Annotated in this window: 23 protein-coding genes; 6 read left to right on the top strand and 17 right to left on the bottom strand. The window is 74.3% G+C overall.

The features are described from left to right. Window positions 1-120: 120 nt before the first annotated feature. From FB388_RS39945 to FB388_RS16065, 4 genes are read right to left on the bottom strand one after another with little or no spacing between them, the layout of a single operon-like run. Window positions 121-555, bottom strand: coding sequence for a DUF2795 domain-containing protein (locus tag FB388_RS39945; protein ID WP_246121967.1), 435 nt, complete (start codon window positions 553-555; stop codon window positions 121-123). A 50-nt stretch (window positions 556-605) separates the two neighbouring features. Beyond that, complete coding sequence (locus FB388_RS16075; RefSeq protein WP_170225634.1) at window positions 606-1,832, bottom strand: GNAT family N-acetyltransferase; 1,227 nt, start codon at window positions 1,830-1,832, stop codon at window positions 606-608. 47 nt (window positions 1,833-1,879) lie between these two features. Beyond that, the gene (locus FB388_RS16070) at window positions 1,880-3,001 is read right to left on the bottom strand and encodes a glycosyltransferase family 4 protein (protein WP_246121966.1); all 1,122 of its coding nucleotides are present in this window, start codon (window positions 2,999-3,001) and stop codon (window positions 1,880-1,882) included. After that, window positions 2,998-3,867, bottom strand: a complete 870-nt coding sequence (locus FB388_RS16065; RefSeq protein WP_170225633.1) for a metallophosphoesterase family protein — start codon at window positions 3,865-3,867, stop codon at window positions 2,998-3,000. The genes FB388_RS16070 and FB388_RS16065 overlap by 4 nt, the downstream gene beginning before the upstream one ends. A gap of 54 nt (window positions 3,868-3,921) precedes the next feature. On the opposite strand from FB388_RS16065, the gene FB388_RS16060 reads away from it, so the two are divergent. Continuing rightward, window positions 3,922-5,178, top strand: coding sequence for an MFS transporter (locus FB388_RS16060; RefSeq protein ID WP_142101739.1), 1,257 nt, complete (start codon window positions 3,922-3,924; stop codon window positions 5,176-5,178). On the opposite strand, the gene hrpB is transcribed toward FB388_RS16060, so the two are convergent. The 6 genes from hrpB to FB388_RS16030 all read right to left on the bottom strand — a co-directional run bounded on the left by hrpB (window position 5,144) and on the right by FB388_RS16030 (window position 11,603). Then, window positions 5,144-7,618 (bottom strand): ATP-dependent helicase HrpB, encoded by a 2,475-nt coding sequence (hrpB, locus tag FB388_RS16055; protein ID WP_142101737.1) that lies wholly within the window; start codon window positions 7,616-7,618, stop codon window positions 5,144-5,146. The genes FB388_RS16060 and hrpB overlap by 35 nt on opposite strands. A gap of 18 nt (window positions 7,619-7,636) precedes the next feature. Next, on the bottom strand, window positions 7,637-8,653 hold the full coding sequence (locus FB388_RS16050; RefSeq protein ID WP_246121965.1) for an iron-containing redox enzyme family protein: 1,017 nt from the start codon (window positions 8,651-8,653) through the stop codon (window positions 7,637-7,639). Beyond that, a complete protein-coding gene (locus FB388_RS16045; protein ID WP_142101735.1) occupies window positions 8,643-8,861 on the bottom strand; it encodes a CDGSH iron-sulfur domain-containing protein in 219 nt (72 codons plus the stop codon). The genes FB388_RS16050 and FB388_RS16045 overlap by 11 nt, the downstream gene beginning before the upstream one ends. Beyond that, window positions 8,854-9,507, bottom strand: a complete 654-nt coding sequence (locus FB388_RS16040) for a HemK2/MTQ2 family protein methyltransferase (protein WP_142101733.1) — start codon at window positions 9,505-9,507, stop codon at window positions 8,854-8,856. The genes FB388_RS16045 and FB388_RS16040 overlap by 8 nt, the downstream gene beginning before the upstream one ends. Window positions 9,508-9,553: 46 nt before the next feature. Further along, the gene (locus tag FB388_RS16035) at window positions 9,554-10,558 is read right to left on the bottom strand and encodes a ferritin-like domain-containing protein (protein WP_142101730.1); all 1,005 of its coding nucleotides are present in this window, start codon (window positions 10,556-10,558) and stop codon (window positions 9,554-9,556) included. 61 nt (window positions 10,559-10,619) lie between these two features. Then, on the bottom strand, window positions 10,620-11,603 hold the full coding sequence (locus tag FB388_RS16030; RefSeq protein ID WP_142101728.1) for a coiled-coil domain-containing protein: 984 nt from the start codon (window positions 11,601-11,603) through the stop codon (window positions 10,620-10,622). Window positions 11,604-11,814: 211 nt separating this feature from the next. Between FB388_RS16030 and ligD the strand changes: the two genes are divergently transcribed. Both ligD and FB388_RS16020 read left to right on the top strand, forming a co-directional pair. Beyond that, window positions 11,815-12,783, top strand: a complete 969-nt coding sequence (gene ligD, locus FB388_RS16025; protein WP_246121964.1) for a non-homologous end-joining DNA ligase — start codon at window positions 11,815-11,817, stop codon at window positions 12,781-12,783. Window positions 12,784-12,927: 144 nt separating this feature from the next. Then, complete coding sequence (locus FB388_RS16020; protein WP_170225632.1) at window positions 12,928-13,809, top strand: polysaccharide lyase family 7 protein; 882 nt, start codon at window positions 12,928-12,930, stop codon at window positions 13,807-13,809. Window positions 13,810-13,823: 14 nt separating this feature from the next. Here the strand turns inward: FB388_RS16020 and FB388_RS16015 are convergent, their stop codons facing one another. Continuing rightward, complete coding sequence (locus FB388_RS16015) at window positions 13,824-14,336, bottom strand: MarR family winged helix-turn-helix transcriptional regulator (RefSeq protein WP_246121963.1); 513 nt, start codon at window positions 14,334-14,336, stop codon at window positions 13,824-13,826. 90 nt (window positions 14,337-14,426) lie between these two features. Between FB388_RS16015 and FB388_RS16010 the strand changes: the two genes are divergently transcribed. Then, window positions 14,427-15,317, top strand: a complete 891-nt coding sequence (locus FB388_RS16010) for an EamA family transporter (RefSeq protein ID WP_246121962.1) — start codon at window positions 14,427-14,429, stop codon at window positions 15,315-15,317. Window positions 15,318-15,331: 14 nt separating this feature from the next. Beyond that, a complete protein-coding gene (locus FB388_RS16005; protein ID WP_142101722.1) occupies window positions 15,332-15,973 on the top strand; it encodes an NAD(P)-dependent oxidoreductase in 642 nt (213 codons plus the stop codon). Here FB388_RS16005 and FB388_RS16000 read toward each other — a convergent pair. After that, window positions 15,970-16,464 carry a MarR family winged helix-turn-helix transcriptional regulator gene (locus tag FB388_RS16000; protein ID WP_142101720.1) on the bottom strand — a complete coding sequence of 165 codons (495 nt, stop codon included), beginning with the start codon at window positions 16,462-16,464 and terminating at the stop codon, window positions 15,970-15,972. The two genes, FB388_RS16005 and FB388_RS16000, sit on opposite strands and share 4 nt — an antisense overlap. An 88-nt stretch (window positions 16,465-16,552) precedes the next feature. Here FB388_RS16000 and FB388_RS15995 point away from each other — a divergent pair, with 88 nt between their 5' ends. After that, complete coding sequence (locus FB388_RS15995; RefSeq protein ID WP_142101718.1) at window positions 16,553-18,010, top strand: MFS transporter; 1,458 nt, start codon at window positions 16,553-16,555, stop codon at window positions 18,008-18,010. A 13-nt stretch (window positions 18,011-18,023) separates the two neighbouring features. Here the strand turns inward: FB388_RS15995 and FB388_RS39445 are convergent, their stop codons facing one another. The 5 genes from FB388_RS39445 to FB388_RS15975 form a co-directional block, all read right to left on the bottom strand. Then, a complete protein-coding gene (locus FB388_RS39445) occupies window positions 18,024-18,191 on the bottom strand; it encodes a hypothetical protein (protein ID WP_170225631.1) in 168 nt (55 codons plus the stop codon). Beyond that, window positions 18,178-18,531 (bottom strand): DUF3618 domain-containing protein, encoded by a 354-nt coding sequence (locus tag FB388_RS15990; protein ID WP_142101716.1) that lies wholly within the window; start codon window positions 18,529-18,531, stop codon window positions 18,178-18,180. Before FB388_RS15990 ends, FB388_RS39445 begins: the two co-directional genes overlap by 14 nt. Continuing rightward, window positions 18,528-19,025, bottom strand: coding sequence for a phage holin family protein (locus FB388_RS15985; protein ID WP_142101714.1), 498 nt, complete (start codon window positions 19,023-19,025; stop codon window positions 18,528-18,530). The genes FB388_RS15990 and FB388_RS15985 overlap by 4 nt, the downstream gene beginning before the upstream one ends. 30 nt (window positions 19,026-19,055) lie before the next feature. Next, window positions 19,056-20,105, bottom strand: coding sequence for an aromatic acid exporter family protein (locus FB388_RS39440; RefSeq protein ID WP_170225630.1), 1,050 nt, complete (start codon window positions 20,103-20,105; stop codon window positions 19,056-19,058). A 68-nt stretch (window positions 20,106-20,173) separates the two neighbouring features. Further along, window positions 20,174-20,932, bottom strand: coding sequence for an AIM24 family protein (locus tag FB388_RS15975; protein WP_170225629.1), 759 nt, complete (start codon window positions 20,930-20,932; stop codon window positions 20,174-20,176). Between the last annotated feature and the right edge of the window lie 4 nt (window positions 20,933-20,936).

Raw genomic sequence — 20,936 nt, 5'->3', positions numbered from 1 at the left:
CGGTGATTGCGTTCTACAGCCGCAGGCTCGGTTGCCTCGGCTCCGTGGTGCTGTCGATCGTGCTGACGGCGTGCCTCATCGCGCTGTTCCTGCTGCTCTGAGGCACGCCGCGCGGTGGGCTCAGTCGCCGGGCTTGCCGCCGAGGTGGTCCTTGAGCTGCTTCATCACCTCGTTGGGCCCGTTGGCCCGGCCCACACCCTTCAGCGCGCCCGTGAGGTCGTCGCCCGCCCCGTTCTTCTCGGCGAGCGCGGCGAGCTCCTTGCCGTCCATCGGGTAGTCGGCACCCTTGAGGTACTTCTGCACCTCGTTGACCTGGAACGCAGGGCCCTCGACGTCCTTGTACTCCCGCTGGTCGGACTTGTTCCCACCCGGCGTCGACCCGCCCAGGTCTCCCTTGAGCTGCTTCATCACGCCGTTGGGTCCGTCGACCTCGCCCAGGCCCTTCAGGGCTCCGACGAGGTCGTCGTCCGCGCCGTTCTTCTTCGCGAGTGCGGCGAGCTGGTCGCCGTCCATCGGGTAGTCGGCGCCCTTGAGGACGCGCTGTACCTCGGTCACCTGGAACGCCATGCTCCGGGTCTACCCCGGCCCCGCCGCCCCTATGCGGATCAGAAGTCGGTGCCGTGCCGGGGCGTGCGTTCACCCTGGAAAGCGGTGGAGACGCGGCGCAGGACCGCCGGGTCGTCGGCGTGGATCAGGCCGGCGCGGGCGAGCGAGCCTGCGTGCGCGCCGCCGAACAGCAGCGAGCCGAGCGCGGCCATCTCGATCCCGACGACCGGGGCGCCCGCCTCCGCCGCCGCGCACTCGGCGCCGTCCGGCCCGCCCCGCAGCCGGAACCGACCGCCCCGGTCGAGGAACGGGTCGCGCACGTCGAGGACGACGTCGACCTCCGTCGAGTACCGGCGCGCCGACAGCGCTGCAGGAACGTCGAGCACCCGGGCCCACATCCCGTCGTACTGCTTGGGGGTGCGCAGCTGCCGGGGGTCGGCGAGGAGGTACTGCAGCGGCTCGAAGGCGGTGAGCGAACGGGCGAAGACGGTCTCGACGAGGTCGAGGGCGAGCACCGTGCGCCACAGCGCGATGTAGGCCTCGTCGCTGGCCGTGGCCATGTCCGAGATCCGGCAGGTCTGCGTGGCGTGGTCGATCCGGTACGAGACGTAACCGTCCGCGTGGACCAGGTGGAACAGCGCGGACGCGCCGTCCCGGTGCCACCGCCGGTCGGCCAGGTGCAGGTCCCACCACGTATCGCTGCGCGAGAGCGCACCCGGGGTCTGCGCCGCCCACCGGCGGTGGATCTCCGGGGCCGTCCGGCGCATCTCGTCCGCCCCGGCCTGGCGCACCCCGCCCGGGTCGGGCACGTCCGGCCGGAATGCGGCCCGCCGGCGGCTGATCTCGCCCTCGCGGTGCTCGGTGGCGATCCCGTAACCGAACCGGCCGTAGATGGCGCCTTCGCTGGCGGTGAGCAGGGAGACGGGCAGGCCGTCCGCGACGAACCCGCGGTGCTGCTCGGTCAGGAGCGCCCGCAGGATGCCGAGCCGCCGGTGCGTGACCGCCACCGACACCCACGAGACCCCTTCGGCCGGGAGCAGGGCGCCGCCGGGCAGCGTCACGTCGAACGAGAACGACCCGGTGACCCCGACGATCTCACCCCCGTCCTCGGCGACGAGGTGGCGGCCGGGGTCGAACAGCGCCCGGATCTCCTCCAGGTGCTCGTCGGTGTAGTCGAGGCCGAAGGCGCGCCCGTCCGCCTCGGCGATGGCCGGGAGGTCGGCGGCGGTCGACCGCCGGAGGGTGATCGACGGCGGGAGGGCGGGCGGCGCGTCTGCGTGCAGCACGAGATCGCAGTCTGCTGCGCTCGTGCGTCCGCGTCGACCGCATTCGCTCAGGTGCGCGCCAGCACGTCGTCGTAGACGCCCCGCAGGCGCCGTGCCCAGCCGACCGCGCCGTACTCCGCGAGGAAGCGCGCCCGCGCCGACGCGGCCATCCGCTCGCGCCTCTCGTCGTCCTCCGTGAGGCCCACGAGGGCGTCGACGAGCGCGGGTGCGCTCATCGGGACGAGGACGCCGGTCCCGGGCGCCACGATCTCCGGGATGCCGCCCACGCGGGTGGCGACCACCGGCACGCCCGCTGCCATCGCCCGCAGCAGCGCGGTGGGCGCTGCCCCGGACCGGGCGGTGTGCACCACGAGGTCGGCGGCGGCGAGCAGCCCGGCGGGATCCTGGTGGCGGTGGACGAACCGGACCCGGCCGGACAGGTCGTCGTTGCGGTCGACGCGCGACTCCAGCCACGGCCGCAGCGGGCCGTCGCCGGCCAGCGCGACCGCGAGCGGCAGCCCGTCGGGCAGCGCCTCGACGGCGTCGAGCAGCAGCTCGTGACCCTCGCCGCGGCGCATCGGGGCGCTGCTGACCACCAGCACCTCGTGGTCGGCGACGTCGAGGGCGGCCCGCCGGGCCCGTCGAACGGCGGGGTCCGGAACGCCCGGGTCGGCCACGCCGTTCGGCACGACGACGAGGTTGCGGCCCGAGCCCGTGAGGCCCCGGTACCACTCGAGCTGGACCCGGGAGATCGCGATCGTGCGGGCCACGAACTGCCGCCGGGCGACGATGCGCGCGGTGCGCTTCAGCCGGTCGCCGCGGTCGGCCGGCATGTTCTCGATCCGGTGGAGCGTGGAGACCGCGGGGATGCGGTTGCGGACCGCCGCGGCGACGCCGACCACGTCCGCGGGCGGCAGGTGGGTGTGCACGAGCTGCGCCCCGTGCGCCCGCAGCTGCGCCGCGGTGCGCGCCACGGTCCGCGGGTCCCATCGGGCGAGGCCCAGCTCGACGACCGGCACGCCGAGCCGGCGCAGCGCGCTCACGTGCGTGGTGTCCGACGTGGCGGCGAGGGCGATCACCACGAGCTCGAGGCCTGCCTCGCCCGCCGCGCTCGCCAGGTCGACGAGGCCGATCTCGGGTCCGTTCGGGTGCAGGGTGGGGACGAGGTGCGCGATCCTCACGGCCGTCACACCGCGCTCCGCTCGGCCCAGGCGGCGTGGAAGGCCGCGATGGCCGGCTCCATCGTCGCGGCCGGCACGTCCGACGTGCGCCGCGCGCCGACCGGCACGCTCGTGGTGATCAACCCGTCCGGGAACAGGTCGATCCGGCTCACCGACGGGGAGGCCAGCCCGCGCAGCGCGGCGCCGGGGGCGAACGGGTCGAGGGTGGTGGCAAGCGGCCCGCCGGTCCAGACCGGCACCCCGCCGAGCGTGCCCGCGCTGACGACGTGGGTGTGCCCGGCCAGCACGAGCCGCACGTCGGTGCCTTCGACCGCGGCCGCGAGGTCGTCGCGGCGGAGCAGGGGGATGGAGGCGGCCAGCGGTGCCGCGCTCGGCAGCGGGGGGTGGTGCAGCGCCAGCACGGTGCCGCCGGGTGCGGGTTCGGCGAGCTCGGCGCGCAGCCGGGCCAGCTGCTCGGGTGCCAGCGCGCCGTGCGCCTGCCCGGGCAGGGTGCTGTCCAGCACCACGATCCGCAGATCGCCGACCCGAACGGTGTGGTCGAGGGGTTCGTCGGACGGCGGCTCGCCCAGCAGGTGCTCGCGCAAGGCCGCGCGGTCGTCGTGGTTGCCGGCCGCGTACACGGCCGGGGCGCCGAGGCGGGCCGCGACGGGCTCGACGATCGCGCGCAGGCGGCGGTACTGGGCGGGGCGGCCGTGCTCGGTGAGGTCACCGGTGAGGACGAGCGCGGCCGGGCTGATCGCGGCCTCCTCGACGGCGCGCAACGCGTCCGTGAGGACGGCGGCGGTGTCGACGCCGCCGGGCAGCTCCTCGCCGTCCGCCACGACGTGCAGGTCGGTGAGCTGGACGAGCGTGCAGGTGGGGGAGGGGTGCGTCACACCCGCCATCCTGCCGCAGCAAATGCTTAGCAAAGCTATCTATACTCGGGCGTCGTGACCGCTGAGATCAGCCCCTTCCGGCAACCGAGGGCCGTGTGGGCCGTCGCCTTCGCGTGCGTCATCTCGTTCATGGGGATCGGCCTCGTCGACCCGATCCTCCCGGCGCTCGCCACGCAGCTGAACGCCAGCCACACGCAGGTGGAGCTGCTGTTCACCAGCTACCTCGTCGTCACGGCCGTCGCGATGCTCGTCACGGGCGCGGTGTCCAGCCGGATCGGCGCGAAGCGCACGCTGATCGCGGGCCTCGTGCTCATCGTTGTGTTCGCGGCGGCGGCGGGTGCCGCGGACAGCATCGCCGGGATCGTCGGCTTTCGCGCAGGCTGGGGCCTGGGCAACGCACTGTTCATCGCGACCTCGCTCGCCGTGATCGTCGGGTCGGCGAGCGGCGGCTTCGCCGGCGCGATCGTGCTCTACGAGACCGCGCTCGGCGTCGGCATCGCCACCGGGCCGCTCCTCGGTGGGCTGCTGGGCGACATCAGCTGGCGCGGCCCGTTCCTCGGCGTCTCGGTCCTCATGCTGATCGCGCTCGTGGCGACCGTGGTGTTCCTGCCACCGACGCCGACGCCGGAGCGGCGCTCGTCCCTGCGGGAGCCCCTCGCCGCGCTGCGCCACCGCAGCCTGCGCACCACGAGCCTCACCGGCCTGCTCTACAACTGGGGCTTCTTCACGCTGCTCGGCTACGCGCCGTTCCTGATGGGCCTCGACGCGCTGCAGCTGGGCGCGGTGTTCTTCGCGTGGGGCGTGCTCGTGGCGATCTTCGCGGTGTTCGGCGCGCCGTGGCTGGAGCGGCACTTCGGGACGGCCCGCACCCTCACGGCGTGCCTCGTCCTCGTGGCGGTGGTCCTCGCCCTGATCGGGACGTTCCCCGGCGTGCGGTGGGTCGTCATCGCGGCGGTGATCGCGTCGGGCGCGTTCGTCGGGCTGAACAACACGCTCGTCACCACGGCGGTCATGAGCATCTCGCCGGTGCCGCGGCCGGTTGCGTCGGCGACGTACGGGTTCGTGCGGTTCATCGGCGGCGGGCTCGCGCCGTTCGCGGCGGGTCTGCTCGCCGAACACGTGAGCGTGCACGTGCCGTTCCTGCTGGGCGCGGTCGTCGTGCTCGCGGGCGCGGTGCTCCTGCAGACGGTCCGCGTCGAGCTGGACGGCGCGGGCGATCCGGCGGAAGAGGCGACGGAGGCGGTGACGGAGGTCCCCACGCTCGAGGAGGAGGCCGTCATCGCCCGGGAAGCCCTCGCCCGCGACCGCTGACGCGAGGCGGTGCCGTACGCGGGTCCTCCGGCCACGCGTGCTTCGGGTAGCGGCCCCGCAGCTCCGCCCGGACCTGCGGGTAGCCCGTCTCCCAGAACGTCTCCAGGTCGGACGTGACGGCGGCGGGGCGACCGGCCGGCGAGAGCAGGTGCAGCAGCACCGGGAGCCTCCCGCCCGCCACGGCCGGGGCGCCGGTCCAGCCGAACACCTCCTGCACCTTCACCGCCAGCACGGGCCGCTCACCGGAGTAGTCGAGCGCGATCCGCGAACCCGACGGGAGCGTGATCCGCTCGGGTGCCAGCTCGTCGACGGCGGCCGCCTCGCGCCAGCCCAGGAGGCCGCGCAGCACCCCCGTCGCGTCTACGCGGGCCAGATCGCTGCGGCTGCGCGCCGAGGCCAGCTGCCCCGTCCACCACCGGTCGGGATCGGCGAGCAGGGCCTCGTCCGAGACGTCCGGCCACGGCGGGCCGAGCGTGCGGTGCAGCGTGGCGAGCCGGTCCCGCAGCCTGCGGGCGCCGTCCGACCAGCGGAGCAGGCCCGGGCCCTCGGTGCGCAAGCCGTCGAGCAGGGCCGCCCGCAGGGCATCGGGTGGGGGATCGGCGATGCGGCGCTCGTCGAGGACGATCGCCCCCAGCCGCCGGACGTGCCGGGCCACCACCCCGGCAGGGTCGCCGCGCACCCACGCCACCTCGTCCGCCTCCGTCACGAGCGCGGGCGCGGCGCGCACCGCGAGCTCCTGATCAGCCGCGGCGGCGAGCCGGACGCGGCCGTGGTCGGCGCCGGGGGTGCGGTCGGCCACCGCGACGGCGAGCCATTCCTGGTCCGCCAGGGCCGTTCCCGCCGGTAGCTCGACGGCGGTGCCGCCCGCCATCAGGTAGCGGCGGGAACCGGGGGCGCGGCGGCGGGCCAGGCGTTCCGGATGGGCGAGCGCGGTGACGAGGGCAGGGTCGTCCCGTCCACCGCCGCCACCGTCGACGAGCCGCGCCAACCGGCGTACCTCGGCCCGCCACCGGCCCGCCCCCGGGGCAGCACCGGAACGCAGCCTGCGCAGCTCGACGTCGATCTCGACGCCCGCGGCGAGAGTGTCGTCGTCCAGCAGGGCCACCACCTCCGCCGCCGCCCGCGGCCCGACCGCGGGGGCGCCGTCCAGGAGGGCCCGGGCCAGCCGTGGGTGCAGGCCGAGCTCGGCCATCCGGCGGCCCCGGTCGGTGACGGTGCCGTCGCCGTCCCCGGCGAGGGCCCCGAGCGCGCGCAGCACCGCGCGACCGGCCAGCAGCGGGCCCTCCGGCGGTGCGTCCCACCAGCGCAGGCCGGTGCCGTCCGGGGTGCCCCAGCAGGCGAGGTCGAGCGCGAGCCGGGTGAGGTCGGCGGTGCGGATCTCCGGTTCCGGCTCGGGTGCGAGCAGCTCGCCCTCCGGCCAGCAGCGCAGCACCCGGCCCGGCGCCTCGCGGCCTGCTCGTCCGGCCCGCTGCTCGGCCACCGCGGCGGACACGCGGACCGTGACCAGCCCGGCCAGTCCGCGGCGGTGGTCCGTGCGCGGTACGCGCGCGAGCCCGGCGTCCACCACCGCGCGCACCCCGGGCACGGTGAGGCTGGACTCGGCGACGGCCGTGGAGAGGACCACCCGGCGGCGCGGGCCGGGCCGCAGCGCCCGGTCCTGCTCCGCGACCGGGAGGCGCCCGTGCAGCGGCAGCACGTCCGCGTCCACCCCGGCGAGGGCGTCCGCGGTGCGCCGGATCTCGGCGACGCCGGGCAGGAACGCGAGCACGTCGCCCGTGCCGTCCGTACCGCCTTCGTCGAGGGCGGCCCGCACGGCGCGGGCCACGCAGGCCTCGATCCGCTCGCCGCGGGCAGGCGGGACGTGCCGGACGCTCACGGGGAACGTGCGTGCGGGCACGTCGAGCACCGGCGCGTCACCGAGCAGCTCGGCGAGCCGCCGCGTCCGGACCGTCGCCGACGTCGCCAGGAGCCGCAGGTCCGGGCGCAGCCCGTCGCGGGCGTCCAGCAGGAGCGCGAGCAGCAGGTCTGCGTCCAGGTGCCGCTCGTGGCACTCGTCGAGCACCACCGCGGCGGTACCGGGGAGCTCGGGATCCGCGACGAGCCTGCGCAGCAGCAGCCCCGACGTCACGACCTCGATGCGGGTGGCCGCTGACCTGCGGGCGTCGCCGCGAACGGCGTAGCCGACCGTGCGCCCGACCTCCTCCCCGAGCAGGCTCGCCATCCGCGTGGCGGCGGCCCGGGCGGCGAGCCGGCGGGGCTCGGCCACGATGATCTTTCCCGCGACCTTCCCCGGCAGCTCGGCCGCCAACGCCAGCGGCACGAGGGTGGTCTTGCCGGTGCCGGGCGGCGCGACCAGCACCGCCGAGCCGGCCGCCGCGAGAGCGGCGGTGATCTCGGGGAGTGCGGCGCGGACCGGGAGGTCGGGGAGCGCGGGGATCATCGCCCCCCAGTCTGCCCGTCAGGCTGGCAGCGGCTGCCGCAGCGACGACCGGCCGTGGGCCCAGTCGTTGAGGACCCGCTCGCCGAACCGGTCGGCGAGCAGCCCGCTCGCGCGGATCCCGAACACGACGTCCGCGGCGAGCGCCGGCTCCGCCGCGAGCAGCGGGGCGATCACGCCGCGGCGCACCAGCTGCTCGTGCACCGCGTCCGCCTCGACGTGCTCGGCGTAGAACTCGACCGCGGCCTCCGGCAGTTCCAGCCGCCGCATCGCCCGCACCAGGCGGTCCGAGCCGGGGGAGGAGGTGAGCTCCACGGTGGCGAACTGCCCGACCAGTGCTCCGCGCAGGGCGCGGTGCAGCCCGCACAGCGACATGAAGTTGACCTCGGCGAGCGTCTCGGCCGGGGCCGCATCGAGGTAGGCGCCGTAGGCGTCGTCGAGGCCGAGGGCGCGCATCATCTCTGCGAAGAGCCGCGCGTGCATCCGGTCGGGGTCGCCCGCGCCGTACTCGTCGTGCTCCACGGTGACGAGCGCCGCCTTCGCCGGCCCGTCGAGGCGGGCGATCACCCAGGCCTGCGGGTCCGCCTCCTTGAGGTGGTAGAGCGAGCGGTGCGCCACGTACTCGCAGACCTGCCAGCGTTCGCCCTGCTTCGCCAGGTACCAGGACGGACCCTCGCCATCGATCGGCTCGACCAGCAGTGCGCCGATCTCGGCGTCCACGTCTTCCGACGGGGTGACCTCGGACCGCAGCGCGTCGAGGAACAGCCGCTCCGCCGCGACGCGCATCGTGACCAGCGCCGGATCCCACTCGCGCTCGTCGGGCACACCGGCGAAGCCGCGGTAGTGCATCTCGTACAGGCAGTACAGCGCGAGCTGCAGGTCGTCGCCGTACGGGTCGGCGTCGTCCACGGGCGGGAGGATCTCGGGACCCCGCCGCAGCGCGCTGATCACGGCGGCCGAAAGCGGGCCGCGCGGCTGCGGTAGCGGCGGCGCCTCGATCGGTCGGACGGTGCTGCTGCCGGGGTTGCTACCCCACACGATCGTCGTCCTCCCTCGGTGTACGGACCTTGCGCCGGTGGCTGGTGTCGCAGAAGGGCTGGCGGCGGCTGCGCCGGCACGTGCACAGCGCCGTGACGGGTCGCTCGGACCGGACGCGACGGCCGTCCGGCAGCTCGATCTCCACCGGGCCGGACACGAGCATCGGACCCTCGTCGGTGAGCAGGATCCGCGGTGTGCCGTCAGGCATGGCGGGCTCCCACGACGACCAGCTCCTCCTCGCGCTGCCCGGGACGGATCAGGCCCCGCGACTCCAGCATCGCAGCGCGGGACCGCATCACCGGGCCGAACGGCACGGTCGCCGTCGTGAGGACCCGCGGCACGAGCCCGGCACGTTCCAGCGCGGCGAGCGTCGGATCGACGCCGCAGATCGCCGAGTGCACGAGCAGGACGTCCCCGCCGGGGGCGAGGACGTGCGGGACCTCCGCGCAGATCCGGTCGATCAGCACCCGCCCGTCGGGGCCCGCGTCCCAGCACCGCCCCATGCCGTGGCGCGGGAGCCGGGTGGACTCGGCCGGGACGTACGGCGGGTTCGCCATGACGAGCCCGAACCGGCGCCCGGCGACGGGGCCGAAGAGATCGCCGCGGCGCACGGCCACCCGGGCCCCGTGCAAGCGGCTGTTCAGCCAGGTGGTGACGACCGAGCGCAGCGACAGGTCCACGGCGGTGACGCTCGCCGCGCCGGAACGGGCAGCGGCGAGCGCGAGCGCCCCGCTGCCCGTTCCGACGTCGAGCACGTCCCTGCCGCGAGCGAACCCGCCTTCGCGGGTCACGTCGATCAGCAACTCGGTGTCACCCTCGGCCCGGTACACCCCCGGGGGGCACAACAGAATCACGAGCGGATGGTGCCCCCGGCAGAGCGGGCCAAACCTTCCTCACCTCTCACTTGTCGGTCCGGTCCTCCGCGATCGCGGCGTAGTGCGCCTGTGCGGCGTCGACGACGCCGGAGCGGTTCTTGTGGGACTGCTCGAACGTGATCATCGCGCGCAGGTCGTCGGGGTCGCTCAGGCTGCGGATGGCGGCGATCGCGTTCGGCCCCGTCATCTCCTCGTAGTGCTTGATCGGCAGCTCCGAGGCCGCGAGCGAGCCCAGCTCCGCGCGGGTGTCGTGCACGGCCCCCGCCACGGTGTCGGCCCCTTCGCGTCGCGCAACCCGTTCGGCCTGCTGCAGCGTCGCGTCCCGGCCGGCCGTGGCGACCTCACGGGCGTCGTTGCCGAAACGGGCGGCGCGGCCCGCGACCCCCTCGACGGCCCCGATGGCCCCTTCGCCGGTGCGGTAGACGGTGTGGACGGCGCGGTTGACCTGCTCCACGGCGAACCGGGTGGGCAGCGCCACCGCGTGGGCCACGCCGCCCGCTAAGCGCTGCAGGGTCGTGGGGATGAGGGCGGTCGGCCCGCCGAGGGCCTCCTCGGCGAGGACGGTGGTGAGCCACTCGACGGTGGCGGTGTGCGCGTCGACGAGGTCGCCCGCGAGGCGCTCGACCGCCTCCAGCCCCGCTACCTGCGCCAGAACGCGCAGGTAGCGGGACCGGTCGAGGAGCTGGTGCTCGAGGGTCAGGTCGCTGAGGAGCGCCTCGTCGATGGCCTGCACCTGCTCGAGCGCCGTCTTGACCAGCGCGACGACGCGTCCGATCGTGGGCGTCACCACGTCCGGCGGGGCGTTCAGGTCGCGCAGTGCACGCTCGATGCGTTCGGCGCGGCGCACCGAGTTGGTGCCGTTCTGCTCCAGCTCGCGTCGCACGGCCTCGGTGCGAGCCTGCCCGAGGCGGACGCGGGCGATGTGCGCCTCGGTCCGGGTGAGCTGCTCGAGCGCCCGGAGCTGACCCACGACGGTGTCGATCGTTGCGGTCTCGGGGGCTGTCGGAAGGGCGGTGGTGGGGTTCGCCATGCCCGACGGGTAACCCCGCACCGGGATCGACACGCGCGGCCACGAGAGTGAATCGCGGCACTCATCCGGAGTGCGAGGCGTCCCGCAGCTGAGCGTCCAGCTCCTCCAGACGGGCCTGCGCCCGGGCCGTGCGCGACGCCGCCACGCCCACCGCGCGGGCGGACGCCTTGGCCGCCGTCTCCGCGTCGCGGGCCGCAGCGGTCGCCGTGCGTTCCTGCTCGCGCGCGGCCTCGAGCTGGGCCGTGAGGTCGGCCACCCGCCTGCGGGCGTCCTCGCGGGCGGTGACGGCCTCGTCCCGCGCTGCCTCGTCGGCGTCCTGCTTGGCCCGCGCCGCCACCTCCTCGTCCTCCGCGGCGGTGAGGGCCTCCGCCCGCCGGTCGCGTTCGGCTCGCAGCCGTCCGAGCCGGTTCCGGTCGGCCGCTTCGTCGTCCGCCCCGTCGTCCGCGGCGGGGGGTTCGGGCTCGGCGCCCGACGCCGGGGGAGCCGGGCGGGTGGGCGGCGCCGGCACGGCGTCCGGGTCGGCCTCCGGCCCGAAGCCGGTGTAGCTCAGCGTGCGGGTGAGGCGGCCCGATCGCACCTGCTCGGCGATCTCCGGCCGGGCCAGCGCCGCGTCGAGGATCCCCTGCAGCTCGCGCAGCACGCTCTCGGCCGCCGGGTCGCCCGCATCCTGCGCCAGCCGGCCCGCCTCGCGGGCCATCGCCGCCACCAGTTGGTGGCGCTTGCTGGACAGCTGGCGCAGCGCGGTGCCGTCGAGGGTGCGCTGGGCGTCGGCGAGCCCGGCGGCCAGCGACAGCAGCCCGTCGAGCTGGGCGGACCGGCGCCGGGCCAGCAGGTTGGCCAGCCAGGCGGCCTTGGTGGGTCTGCGCAGCCTGCCGATGGCCTTCGCCAGGTCGCGGTCGCCGCGTTCGCGGGCCGCGGCGACGGCCGCGTCGCGGCCGCCGATGAACTCGTCGGGCGGCAGGACGTACAGCTCGTCGGCGACATCGTCCAAGGTGACGTCGTCGGACGCGTCCCGCGCCGCGTCTGGTTCGGAGTGGTCCGGCACACACCGAGCCTAGTGGGACATTCCGGTCTCAAGATCCAGCAATTTGTCCGCGCAACAGTTACCGTGGAGTAGTACGGGATCGGCGGAACCCCCCCCGGCCGCCCGTGCCCCCGGCGGCCGCCTCCCCACCCCTCGAGAGGCGGCCGCCGGGCCCACCCGATCGTGCACCCCGGCCGTGCGGACCTGCGGTGATCCCGGCAGGCTGCCGGGGATGCCACCGATCGATCCGCTCCCGCCACCCGTGTCGCCGATGCTGGCGACGGCCGGGGAACCGCCCGCGGGCCCGGGATGGTCGTTCGAGTTCAAGTGGGACGGCGTGCGGGCCGTCACGGCCGTGGCGGGCGAGCGCATCCGGGCGCAGAGCCGCCGGGGCAACGAGGTCACGGCCGGCTACCCGGAGCTCCTCGACCTCGTCGACCTGCTGGACGGGCGGCCGGTGCTGCTCGACGGGGAGCTCGTCGCCCTCGACGAGGCCGGCCGGCCCGACTTCGGCACGCTGCAGCACCGGATGCACGTGCGCTCGCCCGACCCTCAGCTGGTCGAGCGCATCCCCGTGTCCTACATCGTGTTCGACCTGCTGTACGTGGACGGCGTCTCGCTGCTCGGCGAGCCGTACGACCGGCGGCGCGAGCTGCTCGAGGAGCTGGGCATCGCCGGGTCCCGGGTGCAGGTGCCCCCGGCCGCGGCCGGGGTGAGCGGCGCGCAGCTGCTCGAGGTCGCACGGGCCCACGGCCTGGAGGGCGTCGTCGGGAAGCGCCGCGCGTCCCGCTACGAGCCAGGCCGCCGCTCTGCGGCCTGGATCAAGACGGCGCTGCTGCACACCCAGGAGGTGGTGATCGGCGGCTGGACGGCGGGGGAGGGGCGGCGCGCGCACAACGTCGGCGCGCTGCTCCTGGGCGCCTACGACGGCAGCGGGTCGCTGCGCTACCTCGGCCACGTCGGCACCGGGTTCACGGAGGCCGCGCTGCGCTCGCTCCTGGTCGAGCTGCGGGCCCGCGAGCAGCCGGCGAGCCCGTTCGACGAGGAGGTGCCCCGCGACGAGGCCCGCAAGGCCCGCTGGGTGCGCCCCGAGCTGGTGGGCGAGGTCGTCTACCGGGTGCTGACGAAGGAGGGCAGGCTGCGCCACGCGGCATGGCGGGGCCTGCGCAGCGACAAGGACCCGGCGGACGCGGTGATCTGATCGCGGCTGTTCTACGCGATCAGGTGATCCACATTCGAGTTACTCGGCCGAACAAAGCGGAGCGGTGTGATTACCGTTCGGCACCGTCCGCTCCCGCACCACTCACGCTGACCTCGCGCGAGTCCGGCCGAGGGGAAGTCCGTGATGGCACTCAGCCACGCTCTTCTGACCACTGTGCTCGCCGCTGCGCTGTCGACCGGCGGCGTCTCGGGGATGTCGCGCGGCGCCGCACCGCCGCCGCTGCCGCCACCCGTTGCCGACATCGGCGTGCCGCTGCCGCCGCTGCCGGCGCCGCCCCTGCCCGACCTGCCGGTGCTCCCCGAGGTGATCGCCGAGCCGCCGGGGCAGGAGGCGCCGATCGGTGCGGGGAAAGCGGAGTTCCCCGCCGACCTGCTCGACCTCAGCAACTGGAAGCTCACGCTCCCGACCGGCGCCGCGGGCAGCCCCGAGGAGGTGCTCGCGGGGAAGCTGTCGAAGTTCACCAACGAGTTCTTCAAGGTCAACGAGTCGCGGGACGGCGTCGTCTTCATGGCCGAGGTCGGCGGCGTCACCACGAAGAACAGCCACTACCCGCGCTCCGAGCTGCGGGAGATGCAAGGCGACGAGAAGGCCGCCTGGTCGAACCCGGGCGGCACGCACACCCTCGAGGTGCGCGAGGCGATCCTCGCCGTTCCGAAGGTCAAGCCGGAGGTCGTGGCGGCGCAGATCCACGACGGCAACGACGACGTCCTGCAGATCCGCCTCGAAGGCGAGCGCCTGAGCGTGCAGTCCGACGACGGCCAGAGCGAGACCGTCATCGACCCCGCGTACCGGCTCGGCACGCCGTACGACCTGAAGATCGTCGCCGCGGACGGGCGGGTCGACGTCTTCTACAACGGGGAGAAGAAGGCGGAGCTGACCAAGAGCGGCACGGGCTGGTACTTCAAGGTCGGCGCCTACGTGCAGTCGAGCCCGGAGAAGGGCGACGCGGAGGGCACACCGGGCGCGGTCGCGGTCTACGCGCTGAAGGTGACCCACACCGACTGATCATCGAATCGTGATCATGTGATGTCGGTGTCCCCCAGTGCGTGCAGGGTCGTGCGGAGCAGCGTCGTCAGCTGCTCGCGCTCGCCGTTGCTGAGCCCGGCGAACAGGCGCGCCTCGTTCGCGATGTGCTCGGTGAAAAAGCCGTCGATCAGCTCGTGGGCGCGGGGCGTGAGCTGCACGCGTACGGAGCGGCGGTCGTCGGCGCCGGGGCTGCGCCGAACGAGCCCCTTCGCCTCGAGGCGGTCGATGCGGTTGGTCATCGCCCCGGACGTGATCATGGACGCCTTGAGCAGTGCACCGGGGGTGAGGGCGTACGGCTCGCCGGCGCGGCGCAGGGTGAGCAGCACGTCGGCCTCCCACAGCTCGAGGTCGCGCTGCGCGTAGAAGGCCTTGAGCTCGCGTTCGAGGACGCGGTCGAGCCGCTGGATGCGTCCGACGAGCCCCATTGGCCACAGCTCGTCCGCGACCTCGGGGCGCTCCCGGCGCCACTGGCCCAGTATTCGGTCGACGGCGTCCTCCACGAGCACCAACTCTCTTCATGTCGAGAAACTTGACGTCGAGGTACCAGGGATGGTCCCATGTATCTCGACATCGAGATTATCAGGATGGAGAGATCCATGAGGGACCGGCTGCTGACCATGCTCGCCCCGGTCAGTTGGGGCACCACCTACGTCGTCACCGCCACCCTGCTGCCGCCCGACCGCCCGCTGCTCGCCGCGCTCCTGCGTGCCCTGCCGGCCGGGTTGCTGGTGCTGCTGGTGGTGCGGCGGATGCCGCCCGCGCCCATCTGGTGGCTGCGGTTCACGGTTCTCGGGGTCGTGAACTTCGCCGCGTTCTTCCCGCTGCTGTTCTACGCCGCCTACCGGCTGCCGGGCGGCGTGGCCGCGACGCTCGGCGCGGTGCAACCGCTCATGGTGGCCGGGCTCGCCTGGCTGGCGCTGCGGACCCGCACGCCGGCCCGGCAGCTCCTGGCCGCGCTCGCGGGCGTGGCGGGCGTGGCGCTCATGACGCTCACCGCGCAGGCCCACATCGATGCGCTCGCGGTCGTCGCGATGCTCACCGGCGTCGCTCTGATGGCGCTCGGGATCGTCCTCGCGAAACGGTGGGGGAGCCCCGGCCATCCGCTCGTGTCCACTGCATGGCAGATGACGCTCGGCGGTCTGATGCTGGCCCCGGCCACGCTCGCCGTCGAGGGGCTGCCCGCCGCTCTGACCACCGCGAACGTCCTCGGCTACACCTACCTCGCGACCATCGGGGGCGCGGTCGCCTACGTGCTGTGGTTCCGCGGCATCGCGCGGCTGAGCCCCACCACGGTCTCGCTGCTCACGCTGTCCAACCCGCTCACGGCCACGCTCGCCGGGCTGGTCGTGCTCGGCCAGACCCTGACGGTGCCCCAGGTCGTCGGGCTCGCGGTCGCGCTGGGAGCGCTGGTCGCGGGCCAGACGCTGAGCCGGCCGGCCTCCGCGCCGCGCGCCGCCGAGCACCGTCCCGAACCCGTCGGATCCTGATCGGAGAACCAGTCGTGCAGATCACCGTGATCGGCGCCGCCGGAATGGTCGGCAGCCGGGTGGTGGCCGAGGCGGCCGCTCGGGGCCACGAGGTGACCGCCGTCGTCCGGGACGAGGCTCGCGCAGCCGACCTCCCCGAAGGGGTGCGCGTCCGCACCGGCGACGCGTCCGACGTCGCCGAGGTCACCCGGCTGGGCACCGGGCAGGACGTCGTGGTCGCGGCCACGCGCCCGCCCGCCGGACGCGAGGACGAGCTCGTCACCACGACGAAGGCGCTGCTGGCCGGGATCGTCGGCACCGGGGCCCGCCTGCTGGTCGTCGGCGGAGCGGGCAGCCTCACCGTGCCCGGCTCGGGCGGGCGACTCGAGGCCGAGGATCCTGATCTCGTCGGGCCGGAGTACCGCGCCATCGCCCGGGCGGGCGTGCACCAGCTCGCGGCCTGCCGGGCCGCCGCCGACGTGGACTGGGCCTACCTGAGCCCGCCCGCCGAGCTGCGCCCCGGGACACGCACCGGCCGCTATCGGCGAGGCGGCGACGAGCTTCTCATCGACGCCGCCGGTCGTTCGGCGATCTCGGTGGAGGACCTGGCGGTGGCGCTGCTGGACGAGGTCGAGGCGCCGGTCCATCGCCGAGCCCGGTTCACCGTGGCGTACTAGGGCCGGGCCCTCGGGAACGGCTGGTTGTCGAGCTCGTCGAAGTACGTCTCGATGTCGTCCACCCAGCGCGTGACGAGCCGGCAGACCTGCCGCTTGTCCTCGGCGGGCCAGTCGGCAACCGCGTCGCGCATCCAGCCCTTGATCACCGCGTGGTAGCGGTCGATCAGCTCGACGCCTTCGGGGGTGAGCGCGAGCCGGGCCACCCGCCGGTCGTCCGGGTCGACGTTCTTCTCGAGCAGCCCGCGGGCTACGAGGCGCTGGACCTGCCGGGTGGCGTGGGGCCCCTCGACCTGCATCGCCTCGGCGAGCTCCTTGACGCTGGGCGGCTGCTCGGCCTTGCGGACGTGGCCCAGGATCTGCAGGCCGATCCGGTCGAGCACGATGCCGGCCTCGGCGCACGCGCGCTCGGAAAGCTTGCTGCGGCGGAGCATCCGGGTCAGCCGGCTGATGGACGTCGTGGCGTCCAGCAGCTCGTCGCCGTAGTCCTGCACGACGGATCCCCCTTGACGGTTACCTAAGTTAGGTAGGTAGTCTACTCGAGTTGGTTACCTACCAAAGGTAGTCTTTCGAAGGGTTGACATGACACAGGCTCTACCAGCCGCCGAAACCGATGCCGTTTCGAGATCGTCCGGGCTGCGCGGGGCCTCGCCCGCGCAGGGGTGGCCGGTCGTCGCAGCGGCAGCCTTCGGGGCGGCGGTAACGGTCATGCAGCAGAGCGCGGTGCTCCCGCTGCTCCCGCGGCTGCAGGCCGAGTTCGGCACCAGTGTCACGGCCGTGAGCTGGACGTTCACGATCAGCATGCTCGTCGGAGCGGTGGCCACGCCGCTGTTCAGCAGGTTCGGGGACATGTACGGACGGCGGCGGATGCTGCTGGTGTCGTTCGTGCTGATGCTGGTCGGGTCGGTGATCGCGGGGCTCTCGTCCTCGCTGCCGGCGCTGCTGGCCGGGCGGGTGGTGCAGGGCTTCTCGGTCGCGGTGATCCCGCTGTCGATCGGCGTCGTGCGCGGCGTGCTGCCGCCGGAGAAGATGGCGACGGGTATCGGGACGATCAGCGCGACGATCGGCATCGGCAGCGGGTTCGGCCTGGTGCTGAGCGGCGTGATCGCGCAGTACACCACCGGGTTCCGGACCGTGTTCTGGGTGATGGCGGTGCTCGCCGCGGCCGCGCTGGTGATCGGTGCGCTCGTCCTGCGCGACCCGACGCCGCCGCAGGGCGGGCGACCGGACATCCCGGGGGCGATCCTCCTCGCGGGCGGCCTGGTCACGCTGCTGCTCGGCATCACCGAAGGCCAGAGCTGGGGTTGGACGTCGGTGGGCGTCCTTGGCCTGTTCGCCGCCTCGGCCGTGCTCCTCGCGGTCTGGGTCGCCGTCGAGCGCCGCACGGCGGAGCCGCTCGTCGACATCGGCCTGCTGACCCACCGCGGCACGATCGGGGCGAGCGTCGCGTCGATGCTGCTCGGGTTCGCGATGTTCGGCGGGTTCTCGCTGGCGCCGCAGTTCGTGCAGGCACCCGCGGCCACGGGGTACGGCTTCGGCGCCTCGGTGCTGCAGGCCGGCCTCTACCTGCTGCCCGCGTCGCTGCTGATGATGGTCGTCTCGCTGGCGTCGGGCGGGCTGATCCGGCGGCTGTCCGCGCCGTACGTGGTGGCGATCGGTGCGGTGCTGACCGGAGCGTCGGAGCTATGGCTCGTGCTGTCCCACGCCCACGTCACCGATGTGCTGACCTCGATGACGCTGCTCGGGATCGGCATCGGGCTCGCGTACTCGGCGCTCGCCACGATGGCGATCGAGCACGTCGAACCCGCGCGGACCGGCGTCGCCAGCGGGGTGAACAGCCTCGTCCGGATGCTCGGGGCGAGCATCTCCGGTGCGGTGGCGGCGGCCGTCCTCGCAGCGCACGTGCCGGTGAACGGCGCGCTGCCGTCGGTCGGGGGGTACGAGCTGGGCTTCGGCATCACCGCGATCGGTGCGGCCCTCGCGGCGGTGTTCGCCGTCGGTTTCGGATTGCTGAACCGTCGACCGGCTGCGGGTTACTGAGGCGACACCGACCTCAGCTCTGCGTCTCCCCGTCGGTGCGCTCGGGCGGGTCGTCGTCGGCCGGTGGTTCCGCCGACGCCCACTCCTCGCGGTTCGACCCGCCCGGGCCGAGCTCGCCGGACACCTGGTCGGCGAGCGCCTCGTCCTCCCGGGGGCTGTGCTTGGTGTTACCGCGTTCCATCGACCTCGTCCTTCCGGTACGCGCGCTTGCGGCGTCGGCTGCGCAGGAGCATGAGCAGCAGGGCGGCGAGCACCCCGCCGACGACCAGCGGTCGCCTGCGCACGGCGTCCTCGACCGCGGGAGCCTTCTCCGCCACGACCTCACGGGCATGAGCGACCTGGGCCTGCACCCGCTCGGTGACCTCGGCGCGCTTCTCGCGGACTCGCTGTGGCACGTCGACGCGGTGCACCAGCTCCTCGACCGTGTCGCCGATCTCCGCCCGCAGCTGCTCGACGTCCCGCTCGACGACCTCGCCCTCGCGCGGCGTGCTCTCCGCCCCGGTCCTCTCCGACCCGGTCATCGGTGCACCGCGTTCCGCAGCGTGGAGACGTCGTCCTGGACGCCCCGGACCGCCTGCTCCGGCACCGGGGGTGTGGCCGTGCGGAGCCGCGAACGCCCGGCGAGGGCGAGCACACCGGCCACGATCAGCAGGACCACCCCGACGATCAGGGCCGACAGCCACACCGGCATCGCGGTGGCCAGCCCGGCGACCGCCGCCGCGACCAGTGCGCCGGCCCCGAAGAGGGCCACCACTCCGCCGGCGCCTGCGAGCCCGGCTCCGGCGCCCGCCCGCTTGCCCTTGGCGGCGAGCTCGGTGCGCGCGAGGTCCAGCTCGCGGCGGACCAGCTCGGAGAGCTGCGTGGAGAGCTTGCGGACGAGCTCGCCGGTCGAGACGTCGCTCAGGTCACCGGTCGCCGCAGAGCCGGTGGAAGCAGAGCCGGTGGGCGCAGTGTCTGGCGTGCCCGTAAGGGGTGCTGACCGCTGGGCCGGCACGCCCGTCGTGTCCGAGGTCATGCCGGAGAGCTACCCCTCGATCCGCCTCCGCTAACCCGTGACGGCCTCCAGCTCGGCCACCGCGTCCGACACGGCGATCACGCACGCCCCGCGGGCGGCCTGCTCGCCGGCGCCCTCCCGCAGCCGCCGCGCCTCGGCGCCGGGGGCGTCGAGCGCGGCGGCGAGCTCGTCCGGCCGCTCGGCGAGGACGTCGACGGCGTCGGCGAGCCGCTCGAGCAGGACGGCCAGCTCCGGGTCGCCCGGGTGGTCCTCCCGTTCGGCCAGGTTCGAGAGCAGGACGCTGACCTGCAGCACCCGTTCGCTGACGCGGCTGAGCCGGTCGACGACGCCCGGCCCGGCGAGTGGGGAGTCGGTGCGGCGGATGTGGCGCCTGCGTGGGTTCCAGCGGGCGCTCTCGCGGCCGTACCAGACCGCGTCGTCGGCCCGCCGGACGGCGCGGCGCAGGCCTCGGGCGCTGTGCGCCCAGTGGCGCGCGTCGGCCGCCGACCAGCCGTCGTGCACCGCGTGGGCCATGTCGCGCAGCTGCGCGGCGACCTCCGCGACGAGCGTGGCCACCGCGTGCTTCGCGTCGCGCAGGTGCACCGGGGGGAGCAGGAGGGTGTTCACCCCGGCGCCGACGAGCGACCCGCAGATGCTGAGCGCCACCCAACCGACCAGGTCCAGCGCGTTCGCCGCCGTGCCGTTGACCACCACGATCAGCGCGGTGATGGCTACCCACCACCCGTCCGGGCCGAACTGCCGCCACCTGCCCACCAGCAGCCCGAGCAGGACGACGACGGGCACGGCGAGGGTGACGTCCGGCACGAGCCGGCCCACGAGGTGGGCCAGCACGACCCCGGCGGACACCGTGGCCGCCTGCCGGGCCGCGCCCTTCCAGGAGCCGCGCACGGTGCTGGTCACGGAGAGCACAGCGGCGTACGGGGCGAGGAAGGCGTGGGTGCCGGCCCAAGGGGCCGTCACCAGCAACGCGCCGAGGGCGGCCAGTGCGGCCTTGGCCGCCTGCACCAGTACCTCGCGCTCGCGGCCCGGCCTTCGCAGTGCCCGCAGCCGTTCCCGGGCGGAGCTCCACAACGTCGACACGTGTGCCTGGTGCCCGGGTCGCCGCCGCGACATGCGCGGACGTGGGGCAGCTCCTACTGGCGGCGCTGTTACTGGCGGCGCTGGGCGAGCTGGGACTGGATCACCTGCTGCAGGTGCGCGAGTGGGCCCGCTCCGAGGGTGTTCACCTGCGACTCGATCTGGCGCACCAGGTGCGGGTCGTCCACCGAGTGCTCGGAGGACTGCAGCAGCACGGTGCCGGCACCGGTGAAGTCGAACTGCCGCTCCTCGCCGGAGGTCGTCCCGAGGACGCCGGCGGCGGCACCGAGGAACCCGGTCATCCAGCCCGCGTCGAAGTGGTGGGACGGCGACGGGCAGTCGGCCCACCCGACGAGCGCCTGCGGGTCGACCCGGATCGGCGGCTCGGCGAAGATCACCGGGCCGGAGCTGGAGGCCAGGAACTTCCCCGTGCCGATGAGCGTGAGGAAGCCGGGCACGATCGACTGCTTGAGCTCGAGCGACGCGTCGAAGGCCAGCAGGTTCGCGGCGCGCAGGGTGAGGTTGCCGTCGGTGAGGTCGTAGCTGTTGATGTCGTAGCCCCGGTCGCCGAGCAGCAGGTGCCCGGCGCCGGTGGCCACCACCCAGTCCCGGGTGTAGAGGGGTGCGGAGAAGCGCGACGCCACGAACCCGGCGCCGCTCGCCGCGGTGAGCGGCTCGAACCTGATGCCGGAGCCGTGGGCCGGGTAGTAGGCGATCATCCGCCCGGTCTGCATGAACAGCCGCCCGTCGAGGCGCACGCAGTAGGCGTAGTGGTTGCCCGGGATGTTGTCGTTGTCGGGCAGCGTCTGCGGGTTGAGCGTGCCGGTCACCGCG

The organism is Pseudonocardia cypriaca (assembly GCF_006717045.1).
Classification (GTDB): Bacteria; Actinomycetota; Actinomycetes; order Mycobacteriales; family Pseudonocardiaceae; genus Pseudonocardia; species Pseudonocardia cypriaca.
Note: the sequence above shows the minus strand (reverse complement) of the source record. Positions and strands in the feature narration are given on the sequence as shown.

Coding starts and splice junctions, on each gene's coding strand:
- FB388_RS39445 (WP_170225631.1), bottom strand. CDS start 18,191: ATGGAACGCGGTAACACCAAGCACAGCCCCCGGGAGGACGAGGCGCTC.
- ligD (WP_246121964.1), top strand. CDS start 11,815: ATGCCACCGATCGATCCGCTCCCGCCACCCGTGTCGCCGATGCTGGCG.
- FB388_RS16045 (WP_142101735.1), bottom strand. CDS start 8,861: ATGCCTGACGGCACACCGCGGATCCTGCTCACCGACGAGGGTCCGATG.
- FB388_RS15990 (WP_142101716.1), bottom strand. CDS start 18,531: ATGACCGGGTCGGAGAGGACCGGGGCGGAGAGCACGCCGCGCGAGGGC.
- FB388_RS15985 (WP_142101714.1), bottom strand. CDS start 19,025: ATGACCTCGGACACGACGGGCGTGCCGGCCCAGCGGTCAGCACCCCTT.
- hrpB (WP_142101737.1), bottom strand. CDS start 7,618: ATGATCCCCGCGCTCCCCGACCTCCCGGTCCGCGCCGCACTCCCCGAG.
- FB388_RS16035 (WP_142101730.1), bottom strand. CDS start 10,558: ATGGCGAACCCCACCACCGCCCTTCCGACAGCCCCCGAGACCGCAACG.
- FB388_RS16020 (WP_170225632.1), top strand. CDS start 12,928: ATGGCACTCAGCCACGCTCTTCTGACCACTGTGCTCGCCGCTGCGCTG.
- FB388_RS15995 (WP_142101718.1), top strand. CDS start 16,553: ATGACACAGGCTCTACCAGCCGCCGAAACCGATGCCGTTTCGAGATCG.
- FB388_RS16010 (WP_246121962.1), top strand. CDS start 14,427: ATGAGGGACCGGCTGCTGACCATGCTCGCCCCGGTCAGTTGGGGCACC.